A 17,749-nucleotide genomic window follows, 5' to 3' on the forward strand; every position below is an offset into this window, starting at 1 on the left:
AGGTTGGTATTTCGGTTGCACCGCTTTCGCTTTGCTATAGCGGCCTTGATGCTATTACTTATTCGGGAGCGACGACGCCCATGGAAACGATGTATTTCAGGGCGGCGTCGACCGTCATGTCCAGCTCGACGACCTTGCTGCGTTCCATCATCAGGAAGAAGCCGGAAGTCGGGTTCGGGGTCGTCGGCACATATACGCTCAGGTATTCGCCGACCAGGTGGTTCTTCACGTCGCCGCCCGGCGCGCCGGTGACGAAAGCGATCGTGTAGGAATCCGCGTGCGGATAGGGAATCAACACCGCCTGGCGGAAGGCGTTGCCCGAGGACGAGAACAGCGTGTCGGACACCTGCTTGACGCTGCCGTACAGCGAGCTGACCACCGGAATGCGTTTCAGCAGGCGCTCGCCCAGGCGCACGACGTAGCCGCCGACCAGGTTGTTTGTCAGCAGGCCCGTCAGGAAGACAATGGCGATGGTGAGGATCGCGCCGATGCCGGGGATGTCGAAGCCGAACAGGGCGCGCGGTTGCCAGCGTGCCGGCACGAACAGCAGCGACTGGTCGAGCGTACCGATGACCATGCTCAGGACCCAGGCGGTAATTGCCAGGGGAACCAGGATCAGCAAGCCGGTAAGAAAGTATTTGCGCATCGGGTTCTCGTTGTTCTTATTGCTGCGGCCCGGAGGCCGCAGGAGAATACATCAGGTCTTGCTGGTGTCGGTGCTGGCGGCCGGGGCGGCGGCTGGCGTGCTGTCGCCCGACGACGCAGCCGGGGTGGCGCTGGCGGCGCTGTCCGACGAAGTGCTCGGCGCGGTGCCGGTGGCAGGCGCCTTGCCGCCACGGAAGTCGGTCACGTACCAGCCAGTGCCCTTCAGCTGGAAGCCGGCCGCGGTCACCTGCTTCTTGAACGCAGGCTTGCCGCAAGAGAGGCAATCGGTCAGCACCGGATCGGAAATTTTTTGCAGCACATCTTTGGAAAAACCGCATTCATCGCAGCGGTAAGCGTAAATCGGCATTGGATACTCCGCAAAAATCTTCAAAACCCTGAATTATAAAGCTTTTGTCGCCCAAGTTGCCGATTCGCTGGAAAGGGCCCGTACCGGGGCAAGCGGGTGGGCCGGCATAGCATTCCCGGAGCGGAGCAGTGTTGTTTTTAATCAGCATTTAGCGTGATTCGTTTGCCGAAAATCAACTAAGGTGATTAAATATCATCTCTCAACGGGATGCGTTACCGGCAGGTCGGAAGAACCTGTCAGGTGAAAGAGTCAAGAAACAGAAGTTTGCGCGACGCGAGTCGCCGCATGGCCGTACAAGAACGATGTACTTCAAAAAGCCCGCGCATGCGGGCGTTTTTTTGCCTGGACGGTTTGCATGCTGCAACGATGCTCTTGCCTGTGCAGGCGACCGTAGGGTGGACCGGGCCACGAAAGGCGGCTCTGCCGTCCACGCGTCGATCGCCACACGCAAGATCGTCGTACACGATGACGGAGCCGATCGTGATCGACGCGTGGACAGCGCATAGGATGCGAACGCTCATCGGTCTCAGGTAGAGCTGTCCACCCTACTTTGAGGCCGCCACCGTTCAGCGGCGGCGCCAGACCATCCAGCGTTCCTTGCCGGCGAAGACGGGAATGGAATCGACGACCTCGCTGTCTTCGATGCATTCGAAATGCGGCAGCAGCAATTCATCGAGTGCGGCACGGGCGATGCCAAACGGCGGCCCCTTCGGCGATTCGCCAAAGAAAAAGAACCCAGCCAATAAGCCACCAGCGGGCAGCAATTCGGCCCAGCGCGCCGCAATGCGTGGCCACATCGCTGGCGGCATCGCACACAGGAAAGCCTGTTCGTAGACCAGGTCCAGCACACGCGGCGGCGCATAGGCAAAAAAATCCGCCTCCACGACCCTGCCCGCCCACTGCCCGACCGCTTGACGCGCCAGTTGCACCGCTGCCGGCGAGAAGTCGATCGCCGTCGCATCCCAGCCCGCATCCATCAGGAACGCCAGCTCACGCCCGCTGCCGCAACCGGGAATCAGCGTGCTCATGGACCGGGGCGTACGGGCCACGAAGTCGCGCAAGCCCTGCGGCACCCCGCCGCGCTCCCAGGGCGTGAACGCCTTCTCGAAACGCTCGTCCCAGAAACCGGGGCTCAAGGGGTCGCGGCTGGCGAAGTCTGGCACGGGCGTCGCCATCTCAGGCTGCGCCGCCGTAGCGCGTCAACAAGGCCGCAAACAAGATCCCCGACGTGATCCCGCCCGCCAGCCAGGCCAGGAAGCCGAGCAGCCGATTACTGCGCCGCACCTCCATCAGCACCTGCTGCATCATCTCGTGGTTGGTCGCGCCATGCGGATGCGAGTGGTGTTCCAGCGCCTGGTGCATCAGGCGCGGCAGTTGCGGGAAGATGTGGGAATAGCGCGGCGCCTCGGCCTTGAAGCGCTCGACAAGGCCGCGCCAGCCGACCTGCTCGGTCATCCAGCGCTCCAGGTAGGGCTTCGCGGTCTTCCACAAATCCAGGTCCGGATCGAGCTGGCGCCCCAGGCCTTCGATGTTAAGCAGGGTCTTTTGCAGCAGCACCAGCTGCGGCTGGACTTCGACATTGAAGCGGCGCGAAGTCTGGAACAGGCGCAGCAGGATCTGGCCAAAGGAAATGTCCTTCAATGGCCGGTCGAAGATCGGTTCGCAGCAGGCGCGCACCGCCGACTCCAGTTCGTCGACGCGGGTATCGCGCGGCGCCCAGCCCGATTCGATGTGGGCCTCGGCCACGCGCTTGTAGTCGCGGCGGAAGAAGGCCAGGAAGTTCTGCGACAGGTAATCCTTGTCGAAGTCGTTCAGGGTGCCGACGATGCCGAAGTCCAGCGCAATGTAGCGCCCAAAACTTTCCGGCTCCACCGAGACCAGGATGTTCCCCGGGTGCATGTCAGCATGGAAGAATCCGTCGCGGAACACTTGGGTGAAAAAAATTTCCACGCCATCGCTGGAGAGTTTTTTCAGGTCCACGCCTTCGTCCGCCAGGCGGTCGATCTGCGACACGGGAATACCGCGCATGCGCTCCATCACGATCACGCTGCTCGAGCAATAGTCCCAGAACATTTCCGGCACCATCAGCAAGGTCGAGTCGGCAAAGTTGCGGCGCAGCTGGCTGGCGTTCGCCGCCTCGCGCATGAGGTCGAGTTCGTCGTGCAGGTATTTGTCGAACTCGGCCACGACTTCGCGCGGCTTCAGGCGGCGGCTTTCGGCCCAGACTTTTTCGATCAGGCCGGTCGCGATGTACATCAGGGCGATGTCTTCGTCGATGGTCTTCTTCATGTCCGGCCGCAGCACTTTCACGGCCACTTCGCGCCCGTTCTTCAGCGTCGCAAAGTGCACCTGCGCAATCGAGGCCGAGGCCACCGGCACCGGGTCGAAGCTGGCAAACAACTGGTCGGGCGATGCACCGAGCGCCCTGGTGATCTGGGCAATCGCCAGGTCCGAACTGAAAGGCGGCACCCGGTCTTGCAGCAGCGAGAGTTCGTCGGCGATATCCGGCGGCATCAGATCGCGCCGGGTCGACAGCACCTGGCCGAACTTGATGAAGATCGGGCCGAGTTCCTCGAGCGCCAGGCGCAGGCGGATCGCGCGCGGCGTGGTGATGCGGCGCCAGAAAAAGATACCGTTGATGAGGCGGGCGGTGCGCGGCACCCGCAGGCCGGACATTGCAATTTCATCGAGGCCATACTTGATGACGACCGTGAAGATTTTAAGCAGGCGCAGGAATTTCAATATCATCAGCTATCCAGGGTAGTGTCCCCGCTGGGGCGGGTTGTCGGAATGACGGCGCCGCGCTGCGCCGGAGTCTGCACGAGGGCGTTGGCCGGAGCGACAATGACTGCCGACCCGCGCTGTTGCGCCGGATTTTGCGCCGGATTTTGCGCCAACAACTGTTCAAGCTTGGCAATGCGTTTCGCGGCGCGTTCGACGTCGTCGCGCAGGCGCACCACGCCGGCGCCGAATTCTTCCACGTCGTTCGGGCGCACCAGCACCGGCTGTTCCTCGACCAGGAACTCGGCCAGGTTTTCCGCCAGGCGGCGCCCGGTGGCGCGGGCATTCGATACCGCGCTGCGCGCGCCGCCGGCCAGGCGCATGGCGCCGATCGGGCCGAACAGGCGCTCGAGGTCGTGTTCCGGTTCCCAGCGCAAGCCCTTGCTCAGCTGCGAGACCGTGTTCGCGAATTCCGCATCACCCTCGATGCGCACATACGAAAAGGCGCGCTCGCGATTCTGGGCAATCAGCGGCAGGTCGGCCAGCTTGACGTGGATGGTAACGCTGGGCACGGCGTCCGGCTCCCCTGCTTCGAGCAGTCCGTCGGCGGCCACGCGCAGGCGCACTTGCAGGTGGCCGGTATCGATGCAGGCCAGCTTGCCGTGGTGGCGGCGCAGCGCCGCGCGCGCCCAGTCTTCCCCGGCCAGCAAATGGTTGATCGTGGCGCTGGCCGTCGCGCTCAGGGTGCGTTGCGGGGACAAAAAAGTTGAATTCCCAGACATGAATGTGTTCGCTAAAAAACAAAGCCGCCCGGCAGTGCGCGGGCGGCTTCGATCTTACCAGTTTGCCCGCCACAAACCCGGGCGCACAGGAAAGTTTGCAAAAAAAGTATTACGCGAGCTGCTGGATACCGGCCAGGACCCAGCCGCCATTGCCCGACAGCGGTTTCGACATGTTCCAGACCTCGTTCAGCGGCTCGGTCGGCGCATTCGGCGCGGTGCGGATCAGGCCGCTGAACTGCACGCTGGCCAGGTAGTCGGTCGGCGTGGTCTCGATGCCCAGCAGCTGGGCGCCGATCTCGACCACGTCGGTGTAGTCCGCGTTCGGGCCGCGTTCCTGGATCTGCATCTTCAGTTCGGCAAACACTTCCGGCGTGGTGAATTCGCGCAGGTCGTTGGCGTCGCCCTTGTCCCAGGCCGCCTGCATGCGGATGAAGCTGGCTTTCGCATGGCGCAGGAAGGCGTCGGTGTCGAAGTCGGCCGGCACGCCCCAGGCTTGCGGCGCCGGGGCCGCCTTGTTCAGCGACACATTACCAACCGGCTGCTGGGCCTGGAAGGATTGTGGCTGGCCAAGACCGGAACCGATGGCCGGGGTACCGCCTGCCGGAACCGGCTGCTGGCTGAAACCCTGGAACGATGGATTCGCCGGGGTGTCCTTGCGGCGGAACATGCGCACGATGAACAGCACGGCCAGGGCCAGCAGCGCGAACATGATCAGGCCCGACAGGAAGGACGCCATGGCGCCGCCGATGCCGAGGTGCGAGAACAGGGCGCCAAGACCCAGGCCGAGCAGCGCGCCGCCCAGGATGCCCTTCCACATGCTCGGGCGTTTCGCAGCTTGAGAAGCCGCCGCACCAGCGGTGGCTCCCGCCGCTGCCGGTGCGGCGTTCGGCTGCGTTGTCTGGCGGTTGACCGGCGCGGACGGGGCCGGCGCAGGCGGCGGCGCCTGGCGCACGGTCTGCGACTGGCGGCCGAAGGAACGCTTGCCGCCCATCGGGCGTGCGGTGGCTTCGGCGATCATGGCGGTGGTGGTCAAGGCCAGCACTGCGGCAACTAGCAACTTTTTCATCGTCTCGCTCCTCACATCTTGATGCCGGTGTGCAAGGCTGCCACACCGGCCGTCAGGTTGTAGTACTGCACGCGTTCGAGTCCCGCGTCCTGCATCATGGTCTTCAACGTTTCCTGGTCCGGGTGCATGCGGATCGATTCAGCCAGGTAACGGTAGCTTTCCGAGTCGTTGGCGATGCGCTGGCCCAGCCATGGCAATACCGAGAACGAGTACAGGTCGTAGGGCTTCTGCAGGGGCGCCGCCACCTTCGAGAACTCCAGCACCAGCAACTTGCCGCCGGGTTTCAGCACGCGGCGCATTTCCGCCAGTGCCTGGTCCTTGTGCGTCATGTTGCGCAGGCCGAAGGCCACGCTGACCCGGTCGAAATAATTGTCCGGGAACGGCAACTTCTCTGCGTCACAAAGCAAGGTGGGGGTGACTAGTCCTTTATTCAACAGACGATCGCGGCCCACGCGCAGCATCGACTCGTTGATGTCGGTGAGCCAGACTTCGCCGCTCGGCCCCGCCTGCTTGGCAAAGGCCTTGGACAGGTCGCCGGTGCCGCCGGCAATGTCGAGCACCTTGAAGCCCGGGCGCACGCCGGCCTGGGCGATGGTGAAGGTTTTCCAGATACGGTGCAGGCCGCCGGACATGAGATCGTTCATCACGTCGTATTTCGCCGCGACCGAATGGAATACCTTGGCGACTTCGTGGACCTTGTCGTCCTCGGAGACCGTTTTGTAGCCGAAATGGGTGGTGTTGGTCATAGTGCTCTGCCGGTTGATCTTGCCACATTATACAAGCGACATAGGGCGGGGAGCGCCGGGGCCCGGCAGCCAGCCGGACGCTGCTGTTTCCGGCACGGCGCTGGAGGCTGAAAACGCCGCGCCTGCACAAAATCCGTGCACGTGCAAGGGGCGCACAATACTGTTGCAGAAGTGGTACTAGCCCCGAAAAAATTTTCCTTAAAAGAAATGGTGAATCCATTTAATTCGCCTATGGCGCATGCAAATCGCATAAAGAGAGAAACGCAAAGGCGCTTAAAAACAGATTCTCACCAATTCGCACATCTTTGTTAAAAGCAATAAAGGGATTTAACAAAAGAAACTTACCTTGCATAATTTTTTTCTTACAGCCAATAAATGTCACACAAGCTCACGAGAGAAATTTCACCTTAACAATTTACTCTAGTAAATTTAACAGACGCTTAAACAGCTTCGTGCATATACCCCATTCCGTTTCGGAAATAAAATTTCACAAGTGCATGATTTAATTACGCAATTCAATTGAACCGCGGTTGAGCAGGAAAAATCGCGATGCTAGCCTTTGATCTCCATCAACTAGGAGGTCTCATGCGTACCACTTTTAATTTCTCGAAACTGCGCCTGCGCAAACAGCGCAAACAAACCGGTCAAGGCATGACCGAGTACATCATCATCGTGGCACTGATCGCCGTGTCGGCCATCGCTGTCACCCAGCTGTTCGGCACCACGGTGCGTACCCAGATGGGCGCCATCGCCAGCGAAGTCGGCGGTAACGACGCAACGACAACCATCAACAAGGCCAAGACTGCCGGTTCCACCGCCGCCACGACTGCCGGCAAAAAACGCTCGCTGGACACCTACGGCAACCAGACCGGCGCTGGCTCGGCTGGCACGCAATAAGCGATCGCCCGATTGCGCCGCACTGTTCTCTCCTCCATGCCGTCCCGCAGACGGCATGGCGGTTCCAGTTCCCCTCGCACCATGACCGACTTCTCCTCACCAGGCCGCCTGCGCCTGCCTTTGCGGCAGCGTGGCCAGGCCATGATCTTCGGCATCCTGGTCGTGCTGGGCGCGGCCGTCGCCACCTTTTTCGTGTTCAACACCGGCCAGATGACCGCGGAGAAAACCAAGCTCGTGAATACTGCCGACGCCGTGGCCTACAGTGCCGGCGTCATGCATGCGCGCGCGCTCAATTTCGATGCGTACACCAACCGCGCCCTGATCGCCAACGAGGCGAATATCGCGCAGATGGTCAGCATCTCGTCCTGGCTGCAGTATGCGCAAGGCCATATCAAGAACGTACCGCCGCTGTCCTGCTATTCCCAGTATTCCATTCCCGTCGCGCTGGCCACGGTCAAATATGTGCCGCTGTGCTATGCGCTGTCCTATCCTCCGCTATACACGCCGGTGGTGTACGCGAATAACGCGTTCAACAGCGCCAACATCGGCAACGCAATCCTGGTGCGGGCCGACATCGCCAAGACCGAGCTGAAGGCAATGCAGGCCGCGATGTTCCTGGGCTTCACGATTGCCCGCTCCGAAGTGATGCGCGACGTAGCCGACGCCAATTACCGCGGCGACGGTGACGTGGCCATCGATACCGTGCCCCTGGACGACGACTGGAATTTCTTCGAAGGCAGCGCACCGTTCATCGCCGAGCGCAAGAACAATGCACGTACCCGCATGAAAGACGTGATCGTGGCCAGCGCGCACAAGGACGAATTCGTGCGTGAGCGTAAGTGGAGCTCCAAGTCGCCCTGGCCATGCAGCATCCCGATTGGCGAAGCCTCCCGCACCGGCAAGACAGGCCTGACTGGATTCAATTCCTGGCAGGCGAACGACAGCGCCAATTTCAAGGTCCGCTCCATGGGCTTCTTCTCATGCAAGACAAACAAGACCTATGGGCTCGGCAGCGGCAGCCGGCAAGCGTCGGCGAACAGCGGCTGGCGCTACAGCGGCGTGCCGGAGTTCTACGAACTTTCCGATGCCGCACTTGCCTACTCGCCCAACAACAAGAATGCAGCCAGGCGTGGCGACCCGCGCGTGCAGTTCGCCATCCGCCTGACGCGCGCCAGGGGCCAGACCCGCACCTCGGCCGGCACGTCGGACATCAAGCCGACCGGCGAGCTTGCCGTGTTCGACGGCGCTCTCGCCAGCGGGGTGCTGGCCGCGGTGGCGACCTCCGAAGTGTTTTTCGATCATACGCAATCGAACGGCGCCACCGAACTGGGCAGCCTGTTCAATCCCTACTGGCAAGTCCACCTGGTCGGCAATTCCGCTACCTCGGTGGCTGCCGCCAGAGCGAAGCAAGGAGCAACACCATGAACTCTGTCCGCCTGTGCGCATTCCAGGGCGCACTGCTGGCGCTGTGCCTGTCCCAGGCCGCGCCGGCGCATGCCGGCACCGCCTTCGAACGGCGTGTCGATGCGGCCCCGGCGCCGCACCTGGCCGTCAAGCCGGGACCCAGGGCCGTGACCGTGCACTATGCCCACCTGAAGGACGACTACCGCGACAGCCCGGGCATCAGGTCCAATCTCGCCGACCTGAAGCAAAAGGTGGCCTTTTGCATGGATGCGAACCGGCGCCTCGGCCGGCCGGTACGTCCTCCCGCCGAGTTTCCGGACCAGATCCTGCGTGTGAACGAGTTCGAGTATTCCGCGCCGAACCGGCGCATCACCTATTCGGTGGCCTACATCGCGCGCATGGCCGACGACTGCAGCCTGATCGAAACCGAGGAACGCAACGCGGTGCTGAGCTCGGTCAAGGGCGAATGCGACATCGACCTGGTACGCAAGACCGCGCGCGGCGTGTGCGACGCCCGCGCCCATGCCGATGCCGTCGTCCCTCCGCGCGCACCGGGGCGCGCGCAGATGGACAAGACCATGGCCGCGCTCGCAGCCGATCCGCGCATGGCCGAGCAAATGGCGGTATTGCGCAAGCTGGCCGGCCCGCCAGCCGCCGCCGGCCCGACACGCAGCATCGCCGGCCACGCATGCGAGACCGTGCAGGGCATGGGCGGCATCCATGGCTGCGTCAGCAAGGCCGGCAGTTTCGTCCCCACCGTGGGCGTGGAAGGCGTGACGCTGCAGCGCACCGTCGGCAAGGAAAGTTCGACCGCGGTGGAGGCCAGGTTCGACATGAAGGCCGACCCGGCCATCTTCGCGCCTTACCTGAACGGCGGCTACACGATCACGGCGGAGGGCACATGAACCCGCGCCGCCCTGCTCCTGCCCCAGCCGTCCGCGGCCAGGCCCTGGTCGAGTTCCTCGGCCTGGCACTGATCCTGGTGCCTTTCCTGCTGCTGCTGCCGATGATCGCCAAGTACCAGGACATCGCGCACGCCACCGACATGGCCGCGCGCTACGTGGCTTTCGACGCGACCGTCCGCAACGATGCCACGGGCAGCTGGAAGCCGAACGGCGAGCTCGCCGGCGAAGTGCGGCGCCGCTTCTACAGCAATGCGTCGGCGCCGATCAAGACAGGTGACACGCCCGGCGACTTCAAGGCCCACCAGAACCTGTTCTGGCGCGACCCGTTGGGCGACGCACTGATCCGCAACTTCGACAACGACGTGCGCATCAGCTTTGGCGAAGGCGCGAGCCAGGACCCCGGGGCGGGCTTTCGCGGCGCGAGCGACGGCACTCCTTTCCTGCGCCGGAGCGCCCTGGACCTGAAGGCGCGCGGCGTCTTCCGCGGCAACGTCAGCGTGAGCGTGGCCAACCTGCCCGATTCGCTGACCGGGCCGACCAAAAGCTACGAAGGCCTGAAGGCGCTCGACCTGGTGATCCGGCGCCACGTGGACCTGGTGCCGGACGGCTGGACCGCAAAGGATCCCGATCACACCGCCAGGCGTATCGACAGCCTCGAACTCAACGCCGGCACGATGTTCGGGGATCACGGACCGTTCAAATACATCGTCCCGCTCGTGAAGGCCGGCGCAGTCATCATGGAAAGCCCGAGCGGCTGCCTCTCCGACTGTGGCCCGCAACTCGGCAAGCTCGACTACTGGAAAGAAGTCGTGCCCACCGATCGCGTCGTGCAGCCATGACGGGGCGGATGATGAACATGCCGCTGCACACCCGCCTGGCGGGCGCCCTGGCCCTGGCATCGGCGCTGGGCCTGCCGCTGCCCGCCGCCGCCGCGCCGGCTCCCGCCTGGCCGCGCGTCGCCCTGCCATCCGGCGCCGGCGCCTACCAGATCGGCGAACAGATGTCCGTGAACGGCACCCCGACGCGCATGCAGGGCTTCGTCACCCGCACCGCGCCGCTGGCCACGGCGGCCTGGTTCCGCACCAGCCTCGGCCAGCCGCTGGTCGAGAACAACGTGCAAGGCAAGCTGGTGCTGGGCCGGGCCGAGGGCGACTACTACGTATCGGTGATGCTGGAAGCCCTGCCGGGCGAACGCGGCGGCACGCGCGGCACGGTCACCGTCGCGAACCTGAAAGCGGCCTACGAACAGCGCGACGCCAACCGCGCCGTCAACGAACGCATGCTGGCGCGCCTGCCGAACGGCAGCCGCCTGATGAACCAGCTCAGTTCCACCGAACGTGGGCGCGCCACCTCCTACATCCTGGCCACCAACGGCCACAGCCAGCAGCTGAACCGCGACCACCTGGTCCGGCGCCTCGAAGCCGAAGGCTACCTCCTCGAGCGCGAAGCTGCGCCGGACCAGGCGCGCTCGCTGGGCGTGCCGGCAGAGGTGGCGAACGGCCGCACCCTGTTCTTCAAGGGCAAGGACAAGGAAGCCATGGCCGTCATCCGCCCCGGTAACGAGGCCGGCAGCAGCATCGTGGTCCAGACAGTCAACTTCGTGGAGGAACGCAGATGAGGCAGCACCGCTCTCCAATCCCGGCGCGCTGGCGCCAGCACGGCCAGTCGATGATGGAATACACCGTCGTCTGCGCGGCACTGGCCGCAGCCCTGTTCCTGCCGGTTCCCGGCAGCGACAACGGCGCCGGCTCGCGCAACACGGTCCAGATCCTGCTCGACGGCTTCGAGAAAGCCTACAAGCGCTTTACCCATTCCATCTCCCTGCCTACCTAAATCATGAACCTCGCAGCCAAAGCCACAGCCACCGTCACCCACATCCGCCGCCTGCGGCCGAACCGCACCTGGGCCCTGCTGCTGGTTGCCCTTACCATCGGCGGCCTGGCCGCGATGTCGGCGCGCAGCTACCTGAACCGCCAGATGCAGGCCATCGAAGACAGCGCCAAGGGCAAGACCATCACCGTCATCGTCGCCAAGAACGATATCCCGAAGGGCGAGCTGCTGTCGGCCGAGAACATGGCCCTGCGCCCGATCCCGGCCGAGTTCGCGCACTCGGTCGCGCTCTCGCCCGAGGACTTCGAACGGGTCGACGGCCAGCGCCTGGCCTATCCGGTGAAAAGCGGCGAAATGATCCTCTGGGGCCTGATGGAAACGGCGCGCGTGCCGACCTTCTCGGCGAATGTCGCGGCCGGGCGGCGCGCCATGACGGTGCCGGTGGACGAGATCAATTCGATCTCCGGCATGCTGGAACCGGGCGACACGGTCGACCTGCTGGCCACGGTCGACCGCAACGGCAAGAAGCTGACCTTCCCGGTGATGCAGAGCGTGACCGTGATGGCCACCGGCCAGCGCTCCCAGAACGATCCGAAGACCGGTGACGAGCGCCAGTACACGACCGTGACCATCGACACCACGCCCGAGCAGGCCCGCTTCCTGATCGCCGCCCGCGATGGCGGCACCCTGACCGCGCTGCTGCGCAATCCGCAGGACAAGATGGCCCTGCCCGGCCAGTACGACGTGGCCGCGCTGCTGGGGCTGACCAATCCGGCGCCGCAAGGCGGCGTGCGCCGCGTGCGGGCTCCGCGCCAGGTGCCGGTCCTGTACGGCGGCAACCTGAACGGCACGCCGCCGGAAGCCCTGCGCCTGGCCCCGCGCGCGGCGGCGCCCGAGCCGGCGCCGGCCGCAGCCCCGGCAACGCCCGCAGCGCCGGCCGCGCCTGCAGCGCCGCATTCCGCCCCTGTCGTCGCCCAGGCCAACGCAGCATATTGATCCCGCGCCGCGGCCGGGCAGCACGGCCGCGGCGATAACTTCCCACCAACCGCACCCATGACATCGACCATCCTGAACCACCACCGGACAACGACCGCCCCGCTGCGCAGCGCCGTTGCCATCTGCCTGGGCCTGGCCTGCTCGGGCACCGCTTCCGTCTCCACCGCCCAGGCGGTCCCGGCGCACACCTCGCCGGCCCTGGCGCCGGCGCCGATCACCGGCGCCACCACGCCCAACCCGCCCACGGCGCGGCGCGACACGGCCGGCGAGATCCTGCGCTCGAAGCCGGGCGCCGGCGCGCGCCGCGACGCGGCCAGGAACACACCCTATGCCCCGGTGAAGAATACCGACGACAGCGGCCCGGTCCCGGAAATCCAGATGTTCGTCGGCGAGTCGCGCGTGTTCCCGACGCCCGGCGTGGCGCGCATCGCGGTGGGCAACGGCGGCATCCTGTCGGCCGCCGCGCTCGACGAGAAGGAGACCATCCTGTTCGCCAACGGCGCCGGCAGCTCGACGCTGTTCATCTGGAACGAGGACGGCCGCTACCAGCGCATCAAGGTCAACATCCTGCCCGGCGATACCGCCCGCGTGGCGCGCGAAGTGGCGGCGTTCGTCTCGGGCATTCCGCACGCCAGGACCTCGGTGGTCGGCGACAAGGTGATCGTCGAAGGCGATGCCCTGTCCGACGAAGACCGCGAGAAGGTGGCCGAGCTGGCCAAGCGCTATCCGCAGATCGTGAACTTCACCAGCGCCATCGGCTGGGAAAAGATGGTCATGCTGGACGTGAAGGTGGTCGAGTTCCCGAAAAGCGAGCTGCGCGAGATCGGCCTGAAGTGGACCGCCAACGGCGGCGGCGCGCTGGGCGCGATCTGGGCGCCGGGGCGCCGCGGCCACGACGGCCCCTACACGATCGGCATCCCGGGTGGCGGCAACGGCCTGCCGATCTCGGATGCGCCGCCGCCGGGCCAGGGCGCCGGCACCAGCAACGGCACCGCTACCCTGCCCACCTCGCTGAACGTATTGACCGGACTGAACATCGGCCTGTCGGCCCAGCTGAATTTGCTGGAGCAGCAGGGCACGGCCAGCGTCCTGGCCGAACCCCAGCTGTCGGCGCGCAGCGGCTACAAGGCCAGCTTCCTGGCCGGCGGCGAATATCCGTATTCGGTGGCGAGCCAGAACGGCGTGACGATCCAGTTCAAGCAGTACGGCATCCGGCTCGAGATCGAGCCGCGCGTCGGGCGCGACGGCATCATCCGCGCCGAGATCGAATCCGAGGTCAGCTCGCTCGACCCATCGGTCTCGACGCCGAATGGCCCGGCGCTGCTGACGCGCCGCACCAAGACCGAGTTCAACACGCGCGAAGGCGAAACCATGGTCCTGTCCGGCCTCCTGCAGCGCAACATCAGCGACGACGTCGACAAGGTGCCCCTGCTCGGCAGCCTGCCTGTGCTGGGCCCGCTGTTCCGCTCGAAGCGCTACCAGAACCGCGAAACCGAGCTGGTGGTGTTCGTGACCCCGACCGTGGTCGACTCGCGCAGCCCCGGCCTGGTCGACCGCGTGCAGAAAACCACCGAGCGCCTGTCGGAACGCCTGGACCGCTCGCCCTACCTGAGCGACCCGCTGCAGCCGGGCAGCGATTCGAACCGCCCCGGCCGCTTGCCACCCGGGACGCCGCAACAATCGCTGCCGGCGCCCGCCCCGGCCCCGGCTGGCGCGCCGCGCAACACGCAGTAAGAAGGAGACACCATGCTGCAGATCGAAATCACCGCCCCGGACGGCACCCAGCGCCTGCTGCAGGCCCCGGACGATTGCGTCATCGGCAAGGGCCGCGACAACGAGGTCCGGCTCGACAGCTGGCGCGTCGGGCGCGAGCACGCGCGCCTGTTCCGCACTCCCGGCGGCGTGCTGCTGGAAGACATGGGCGCCTTTGGCGGCGTGTTCGTCAACGAGGAACGCATCGACGCCCAGCACGGGCCGCTGCGCGGCAGCGACATCATCGGCGTCGGCCCCTACCGCCTGCGCGTGCTGGAGCACGAGCAGCCGGTGCTGGTGCAGGCCGCCGCGCCGGGCTCGCGTTCGAGCGCCGCGATACACCGCAACCAGCAGGCCACCGACGCGCTGAACGAATCGCGCGCGCATGCCGCGCGCGCCCAGCAGGAACTCCTGCGTACGCCGGCCGGCGAATCGGCGCCGGCGCAGGGCTCGGCAAACCAGGGCTATCCGGTGGTGCTGTCGGCGCAGCCCATCAAGGAGCTCGAATTCGAGTGGCGCAAGCGCATCCACAACAAGCTGCTCGACATGATCGACCTGCGCCGGCGCGACGTGTCGTCGATGACCGACGCCCAGCTGCGGGGCGAAACCAGCAGCCTGATCGCCGAGATCATGCGCGAGATCGGCAGCGAGCTGCCGCGCGAACTCGACCCGGGCGTGCTGAGCCGCCAGGTGCTCGACGAAGCCATCGGGCTCGGCCCGCTCGAGGAACTGCTGGGTGACGACAGCATTTCCGAGATCATGGTCAACCGCTACGACCAGATCTATGTGGAACGCAACGGCCGCCTGCAGCGCCACCCGCTCACCTTTACCGGCGACCGCGCCGTGCTCGGCGTGATCGAGCGCATCGTGGCGCCGCTCGGGCGCCGCATCGACGAATCCTCGCCGATGGTCGACGCGCGCCTGAAGGACGGCTCGCGCGTGAACGCCATCATCCCGCCGCTGGCACTGAAGGGACCGACCCTGACGGTGCGTAAATTCGCCAAGCGCAAGCTGACTTCGAAGGACCTGGTCGATTTCGGCGCGCTGAGCCCGGAAATGGCCGCCTTCCTGCAAATCTGCGTGGAGGCGCGCAAGAACATCATCGTCTCGGGCGGCACCGGCTCCGGCAAGACCACGCTGCTCAACATCCTGTCGAACTTCATTCCCGACGGCGAGCGCATCATCACGGTGGAAGACGCGGCCGAGCTGCAGCTGCACCACGAGCACCTGATCAGCCTCGAATCGCGCCCGGCCAACGTCGAGGGCAAGGGCCAGGTCGCGATCCGCGACCTGGTCAAGAACACGCTGCGCATGCGGCCCGACCGCATCGTCGTCGGCGAGTGCCGCGGCGCCGAGGCGCTCGACATGCTGCAGGCGATGAACACCGGCCACGAAGGCTCGCTCACCACGCTGCATGCGAACACCCCGCGCGACGGCCTGGCGCGCCTGGAGACCATGGTGCTGATGGCGGGCATGGACCTGCCGCTGACGGCGATCCGCGAGCAGATCACCTCGGCGGTCGACCTGGTGGTGCAGCAGACCCGCTTTGCCTGTGGCTCGCGCAAGGTGACCTGCATCACCGAGGTCACCGGCATGGAAAGCGGCAAGATCCAGCTGCAGGACGTGTTCCGCTTCGTGCACCGCGGCTATGGCCGCGACGAGCACGGCGAGCACAAGGTGCAGGGTTACTTCACGGGTTGCGGCATGGTGCCGACCTTCTACGAGGAGCTGCGCGCCGTGGGCAATGAGCTCGACATGAAGCTGTTCACCCAGCACCCGAACGAACTGGTGGACGAGCGCTGCCATGACGAGGTGCGGCGATGATGAGTTCCACCGTCCTGCTGTCGTACACCATCGTCGTGGCCCTGGCCAGCGCGGTGCTGGCCTGGTTCGTGATCGACATGGGCACCGTCACGCTGAAGCGCTACCGCACCAGCTTCACGAAGAGCGCCGGCTTCAAGGCCAGGGAATTCTTCCTGTTCATCGATCCGCGCAAGCTGTTCATCGTCAACCTGGCCGGCATGGCGCTGGTGCCGCTGCTGGTATCGATCCTCACCGGCAGCGCGCTGCTCGGCGTGCCGGTGCTGCTGTTCATGGCGCTGCTGCCGCGCACCCTGTATGCCTGGATGCGCAAGCGGCGCATGCGCCAGTTCGAGGAACAGCTGCCCGACGCCCTGATGATGCTGGCCGGCGGCATGCGCGCCGGTATCGGCCTGAACGCCGCCATCGCCCAGCTGGTGACCGAGACCGCGGGCCCGCTGGGCCAGGAGTTCACCCTGCTGCTGCGCGAACAGCGCCTCGGCCTGCAGCTCGAGCAAAGCCTGTCCAACCTGGCGCGCCGGGTGCCGACCCAGACCACGACGCTGGTGGTGTCGGCCATGCGCATCGCCAACGAGACCGGCGGCGGCCTGGCCGAAACCTTGGAACGCACCGCGCACACGGTACGCAGCCGCCTGCAAATGGAGGGCAAGATCGGCGCCCTGACCGCCCAGGGCAAGCTGCAGGCCTGGGTGGTCGGCGCGCTGCCCCTGGCCCTGATGCTGGTGCTGAACAAGATGGAGCCCGAGGCCATGGCCTACCTGTGGCACGACCGTATCGGCTGGGCGACGCTGGCGGTGATCGGCGTGCTCGAAGGCCTGGGCATCTACGTGATCCGCCGGATCGTCGCCATCGACGTCTGATCGTCATTCGATACTTCGCCATGCAAAACTTCCTGCTCTCGCATTCGAACACCGTACTCCTGCTGCTGGCCATCCTGATCGGCCTGGCCGCGGCGCTGGTCGGCTGGCTGGCCAGCCGCGCCGTGGCCAGCGTGCCGCCCGAGGACCGCGAATACAAGGACCCGCCGCCGCTGGGCTTTCGCCTGCTGTGGTGGCCGATCCATGCGCTTGCCTACTTCATCGACCCGCTGGTGCCGGACAAGTCGCACCAGGCGCTGCAGGGCAAACTGCGCAAGGCCGGCCTCGACTTCTCGCTGGCGCCGAGCCAGTTCCTGGCCGCGCGCCTGGTCGCGGCCATCCTGCTGGCGCTGGTCTGCTGCTGGATCCTGGGTTCCTTCGACCAGCCCGGCGCCCTGGCCGAGAACATCGGCCTGGACGCCTACCTGTGGGCGGCCTGGTTCGGCGCCGTGTGCGGCTTTGTGTATCCGGCGATCTGGCTGCGCGACCGCCTGGTCCGGCGCCGCAGCGAACTGCTGAAAAGCCTGCCCTTTTACCTCGACATCGTGACCCTGTGCGTGGAAGCCGGCCTGAACCTGCAGGGCGCGCTGAGCCAGGCGGTGGCGCGCGGCCCGAAAGGCGTGCTGCGCGACGAGATGCAGCGCGTGCTGCGCGACATCCGCGCCGGCAAGAGCCGCGCCGATGCGCTGCGCGGTATGGCCGAGCGCCTCAACGAGCCGGGCGTGAGCAGCTTCACCGGCGCCGTGATCCAGGCCGAGAGCATGGGCATGAACCTGGGCCCGGTGCTGCGCGCCCAGGCTGACCAGCGCCGCAGCGAGCGCTTCCTGCGCGCCGAGAAGCTGGCGATGGAGGCCCCGGTGAAGCTGCTGTTCCCGCTGATCGCCTTTATCTTCCCCTGCACCTTCATCGTGCTGTTTTTCCCGATCGCGATGAAGTTCATCCACGACGGACTGTAAGACC

General features: G+C 65.5%; 18 protein-coding genes. 11 read left to right on the plus strand and 7 right to left on the minus strand.

Translation table 11 applies throughout. The annotated features are described in order from the left end of the window. Positions 1–58: 58 nt before the first annotated feature. From ACWYRN_RS05830 to ubiE, 7 genes are all read right to left on the minus strand, one after another. Positions 59–646, minus strand: coding sequence for a DUF502 domain-containing protein (locus ACWYRN_RS05830; protein WP_229437651.1), 588 nt, complete (start codon positions 644–646; stop codon positions 59–61). 51 nt (positions 647–697) lie between these two features. Next, entirely contained in the window at positions 698–1,012 is a 315-nt protein-coding gene (locus tag ACWYRN_RS05835; protein WP_488691565.1) for an FmdB family zinc ribbon protein, read from the minus strand. Between the two features lie 566 nt (positions 1,013–1,578). After that, positions 1,579–2,187 (minus strand): methyltransferase domain-containing protein, encoded by a 609-nt coding sequence (locus ACWYRN_RS05840; RefSeq protein WP_488691566.1) that lies wholly within the window; start codon positions 2,185–2,187, stop codon positions 1,579–1,581. 1 nt (position 2,188) lies between these two features. After that, entirely contained in the window at positions 2,189–3,760 is a 1,572-nt protein-coding gene (ubiB, locus tag ACWYRN_RS05845; RefSeq protein ID WP_488691567.1) for a ubiquinone biosynthesis regulatory protein kinase UbiB, read from the minus strand. Further along, positions 3,760–4,494: a ubiquinone biosynthesis accessory factor UbiJ gene (locus tag ACWYRN_RS05850; protein ID WP_488691568.1), complete on the minus strand. Its 735-nt coding sequence runs from the start codon at positions 4,492–4,494 to the stop codon at positions 3,760–3,762. The genes ubiB and ACWYRN_RS05850 overlap by 1 nt, the downstream gene beginning before the upstream one ends. 130 nt (positions 4,495–4,624) lie before the next feature. After that, on the minus strand, positions 4,625–5,581 hold the full coding sequence (locus ACWYRN_RS05855) for a Tim44 domain-containing protein (RefSeq protein WP_488691569.1): 957 nt from the start codon (positions 5,579–5,581) through the stop codon (positions 4,625–4,627). 11 nt (positions 5,582–5,592) lie between these two features. Next, on the minus strand, positions 5,593–6,327 hold the full coding sequence (gene ubiE, locus ACWYRN_RS05860; RefSeq protein WP_488691570.1) for a bifunctional demethylmenaquinone methyltransferase/2-methoxy-6-polyprenyl-1,4-benzoquinol methylase UbiE: 735 nt from the start codon (positions 6,325–6,327) through the stop codon (positions 5,593–5,595). Positions 6,328–6,912: 585 nt separating this feature from the next. Between ubiE and ACWYRN_RS05865 the strand changes: the two genes are divergently transcribed. From ACWYRN_RS05865 to ACWYRN_RS05915, 11 genes are all read left to right on the plus strand, one after another. Beyond that, positions 6,913–7,224, plus strand: a complete 312-nt coding sequence (locus ACWYRN_RS05865; RefSeq protein WP_488691571.1) for a Flp family type IVb pilin — start codon at positions 6,913–6,915, stop codon at positions 7,222–7,224. Positions 7,225–7,305: 81 nt separating this feature from the next. Further along, on the plus strand, positions 7,306–8,649 hold the full coding sequence (locus tag ACWYRN_RS05870; protein WP_488691572.1) for a pilus assembly protein TadG-related protein: 1,344 nt from the start codon (positions 7,306–7,308) through the stop codon (positions 8,647–8,649). Further along, positions 8,646–9,533 carry a hypothetical protein gene (locus ACWYRN_RS05875; RefSeq protein ID WP_488691573.1) on the plus strand — a complete coding sequence of 296 codons (888 nt, stop codon included), beginning with the start codon at positions 8,646–8,648 and terminating at the stop codon, positions 9,531–9,533. The genes ACWYRN_RS05870 and ACWYRN_RS05875 overlap by 4 nt, the downstream gene beginning before the upstream one ends. Continuing rightward, positions 9,530–10,372, plus strand: coding sequence for a hypothetical protein (locus tag ACWYRN_RS05880; protein ID WP_488691574.1), 843 nt, complete (start codon positions 9,530–9,532; stop codon positions 10,370–10,372). The genes ACWYRN_RS05875 and ACWYRN_RS05880 overlap by 4 nt, the downstream gene beginning before the upstream one ends. A gap of 17 nt (positions 10,373–10,389) precedes the next feature. Continuing rightward, a complete protein-coding gene (locus ACWYRN_RS05885) occupies positions 10,390–11,151 on the plus strand; it encodes a hypothetical protein (protein ID WP_488691575.1) in 762 nt (253 codons plus the stop codon). Then, on the plus strand, positions 11,148–11,366 hold the full coding sequence (locus ACWYRN_RS05890; protein ID WP_488691576.1) for a hypothetical protein: 219 nt from the start codon (positions 11,148–11,150) through the stop codon (positions 11,364–11,366). The genes ACWYRN_RS05885 and ACWYRN_RS05890 overlap by 4 nt, the downstream gene beginning before the upstream one ends. Positions 11,367–11,369: 3 nt before the next feature. Further along, on the plus strand, positions 11,370–12,359 hold the full coding sequence (gene cpaB / locus ACWYRN_RS05895) for a Flp pilus assembly protein CpaB (protein ID WP_488691577.1): 990 nt from the start codon (positions 11,370–11,372) through the stop codon (positions 12,357–12,359). Between the two features lie 57 nt (positions 12,360–12,416). Further along, entirely contained in the window at positions 12,417–14,093 is a 1,677-nt protein-coding gene (locus ACWYRN_RS05900; protein WP_488691578.1) for a type II and III secretion system protein family protein, read from the plus strand. A gap of 12 nt (positions 14,094–14,105) precedes the next feature. Beyond that, a complete protein-coding gene (locus tag ACWYRN_RS05905; RefSeq protein WP_488691579.1) occupies positions 14,106–15,935 on the plus strand; it encodes a TadA family conjugal transfer-associated ATPase in 1,830 nt (609 codons plus the stop codon). Next, positions 15,932–16,792, plus strand: coding sequence for a type II secretion system F family protein (locus ACWYRN_RS05910; protein ID WP_488691580.1), 861 nt, complete (start codon positions 15,932–15,934; stop codon positions 16,790–16,792). Before ACWYRN_RS05905 ends, ACWYRN_RS05910 begins: the two co-directional genes overlap by 4 nt. A gap of 20 nt (positions 16,793–16,812) precedes the next feature. Beyond that, a complete protein-coding gene (locus ACWYRN_RS05915; RefSeq protein ID WP_488691581.1) occupies positions 16,813–17,745 on the plus strand; it encodes a type II secretion system F family protein in 933 nt (310 codons plus the stop codon). Positions 17,746–17,749 lie beyond the last annotated feature (4 nt).

It is taken from the genome of Massilia sp. BAP21, assembly GCF_057801335.1.

Coding starts and splice junctions, on each gene's coding strand:
- ACWYRN_RS05830 (WP_229437651.1), bottom strand. CDS start 646: ATGCGCAAATACTTTCTTACCGGCTTGCTGATCCTGGTTCCCCTGGCA.
- ACWYRN_RS05835 (WP_488691565.1), bottom strand. CDS start 1,012: ATGCCGATTTACGCTTACCGCTGCGATGAATGCGGTTTTTCCAAAGAT.
- ACWYRN_RS05840 (WP_488691566.1), bottom strand. CDS start 2,187: ATGGCGACGCCCGTGCCAGACTTCGCCAGCCGCGACCCCTTGAGCCCC.
- ubiB (WP_488691567.1), bottom strand. CDS start 3,760: ATGATATTGAAATTCCTGCGCCTGCTTAAAATCTTCACGGTCGTCATC.
- ACWYRN_RS05855 (WP_488691569.1), bottom strand. CDS start 5,581: ATGAAAAAGTTGCTAGTTGCCGCAGTGCTGGCCTTGACCACCACCGCC.
- ubiE (WP_488691570.1), bottom strand. CDS start 6,327: ATGACCAACACCACCCATTTCGGCTACAAAACGGTCTCCGAGGACGAC.
- ACWYRN_RS05865 (WP_488691571.1), top strand. CDS start 6,913: ATGCGTACCACTTTTAATTTCTCGAAACTGCGCCTGCGCAAACAGCGC.
- ACWYRN_RS05870 (WP_488691572.1), top strand. CDS start 7,306: ATGACCGACTTCTCCTCACCAGGCCGCCTGCGCCTGCCTTTGCGGCAG.
- ACWYRN_RS05875 (WP_488691573.1), top strand. CDS start 8,646: ATGAACTCTGTCCGCCTGTGCGCATTCCAGGGCGCACTGCTGGCGCTG.
- ACWYRN_RS05880 (WP_488691574.1), top strand. CDS start 9,530: ATGAACCCGCGCCGCCCTGCTCCTGCCCCAGCCGTCCGCGGCCAGGCC.
- ACWYRN_RS05885 (WP_488691575.1), top strand. CDS start 10,390: ATGCCGCTGCACACCCGCCTGGCGGGCGCCCTGGCCCTGGCATCGGCG.
- ACWYRN_RS05890 (WP_488691576.1), top strand. CDS start 11,148: ATGAGGCAGCACCGCTCTCCAATCCCGGCGCGCTGGCGCCAGCACGGC.
- cpaB (WP_488691577.1), top strand. CDS start 11,370: ATGAACCTCGCAGCCAAAGCCACAGCCACCGTCACCCACATCCGCCGC.
- ACWYRN_RS05900 (WP_488691578.1), top strand. CDS start 12,417: ATGACATCGACCATCCTGAACCACCACCGGACAACGACCGCCCCGCTG.
- ACWYRN_RS05905 (WP_488691579.1), top strand. CDS start 14,106: ATGCTGCAGATCGAAATCACCGCCCCGGACGGCACCCAGCGCCTGCTG.
- ACWYRN_RS05910 (WP_488691580.1), top strand. CDS start 15,932: ATGATGAGTTCCACCGTCCTGCTGTCGTACACCATCGTCGTGGCCCTG.
- ACWYRN_RS05915 (WP_488691581.1), top strand. CDS start 16,813: ATGCAAAACTTCCTGCTCTCGCATTCGAACACCGTACTCCTGCTGCTG.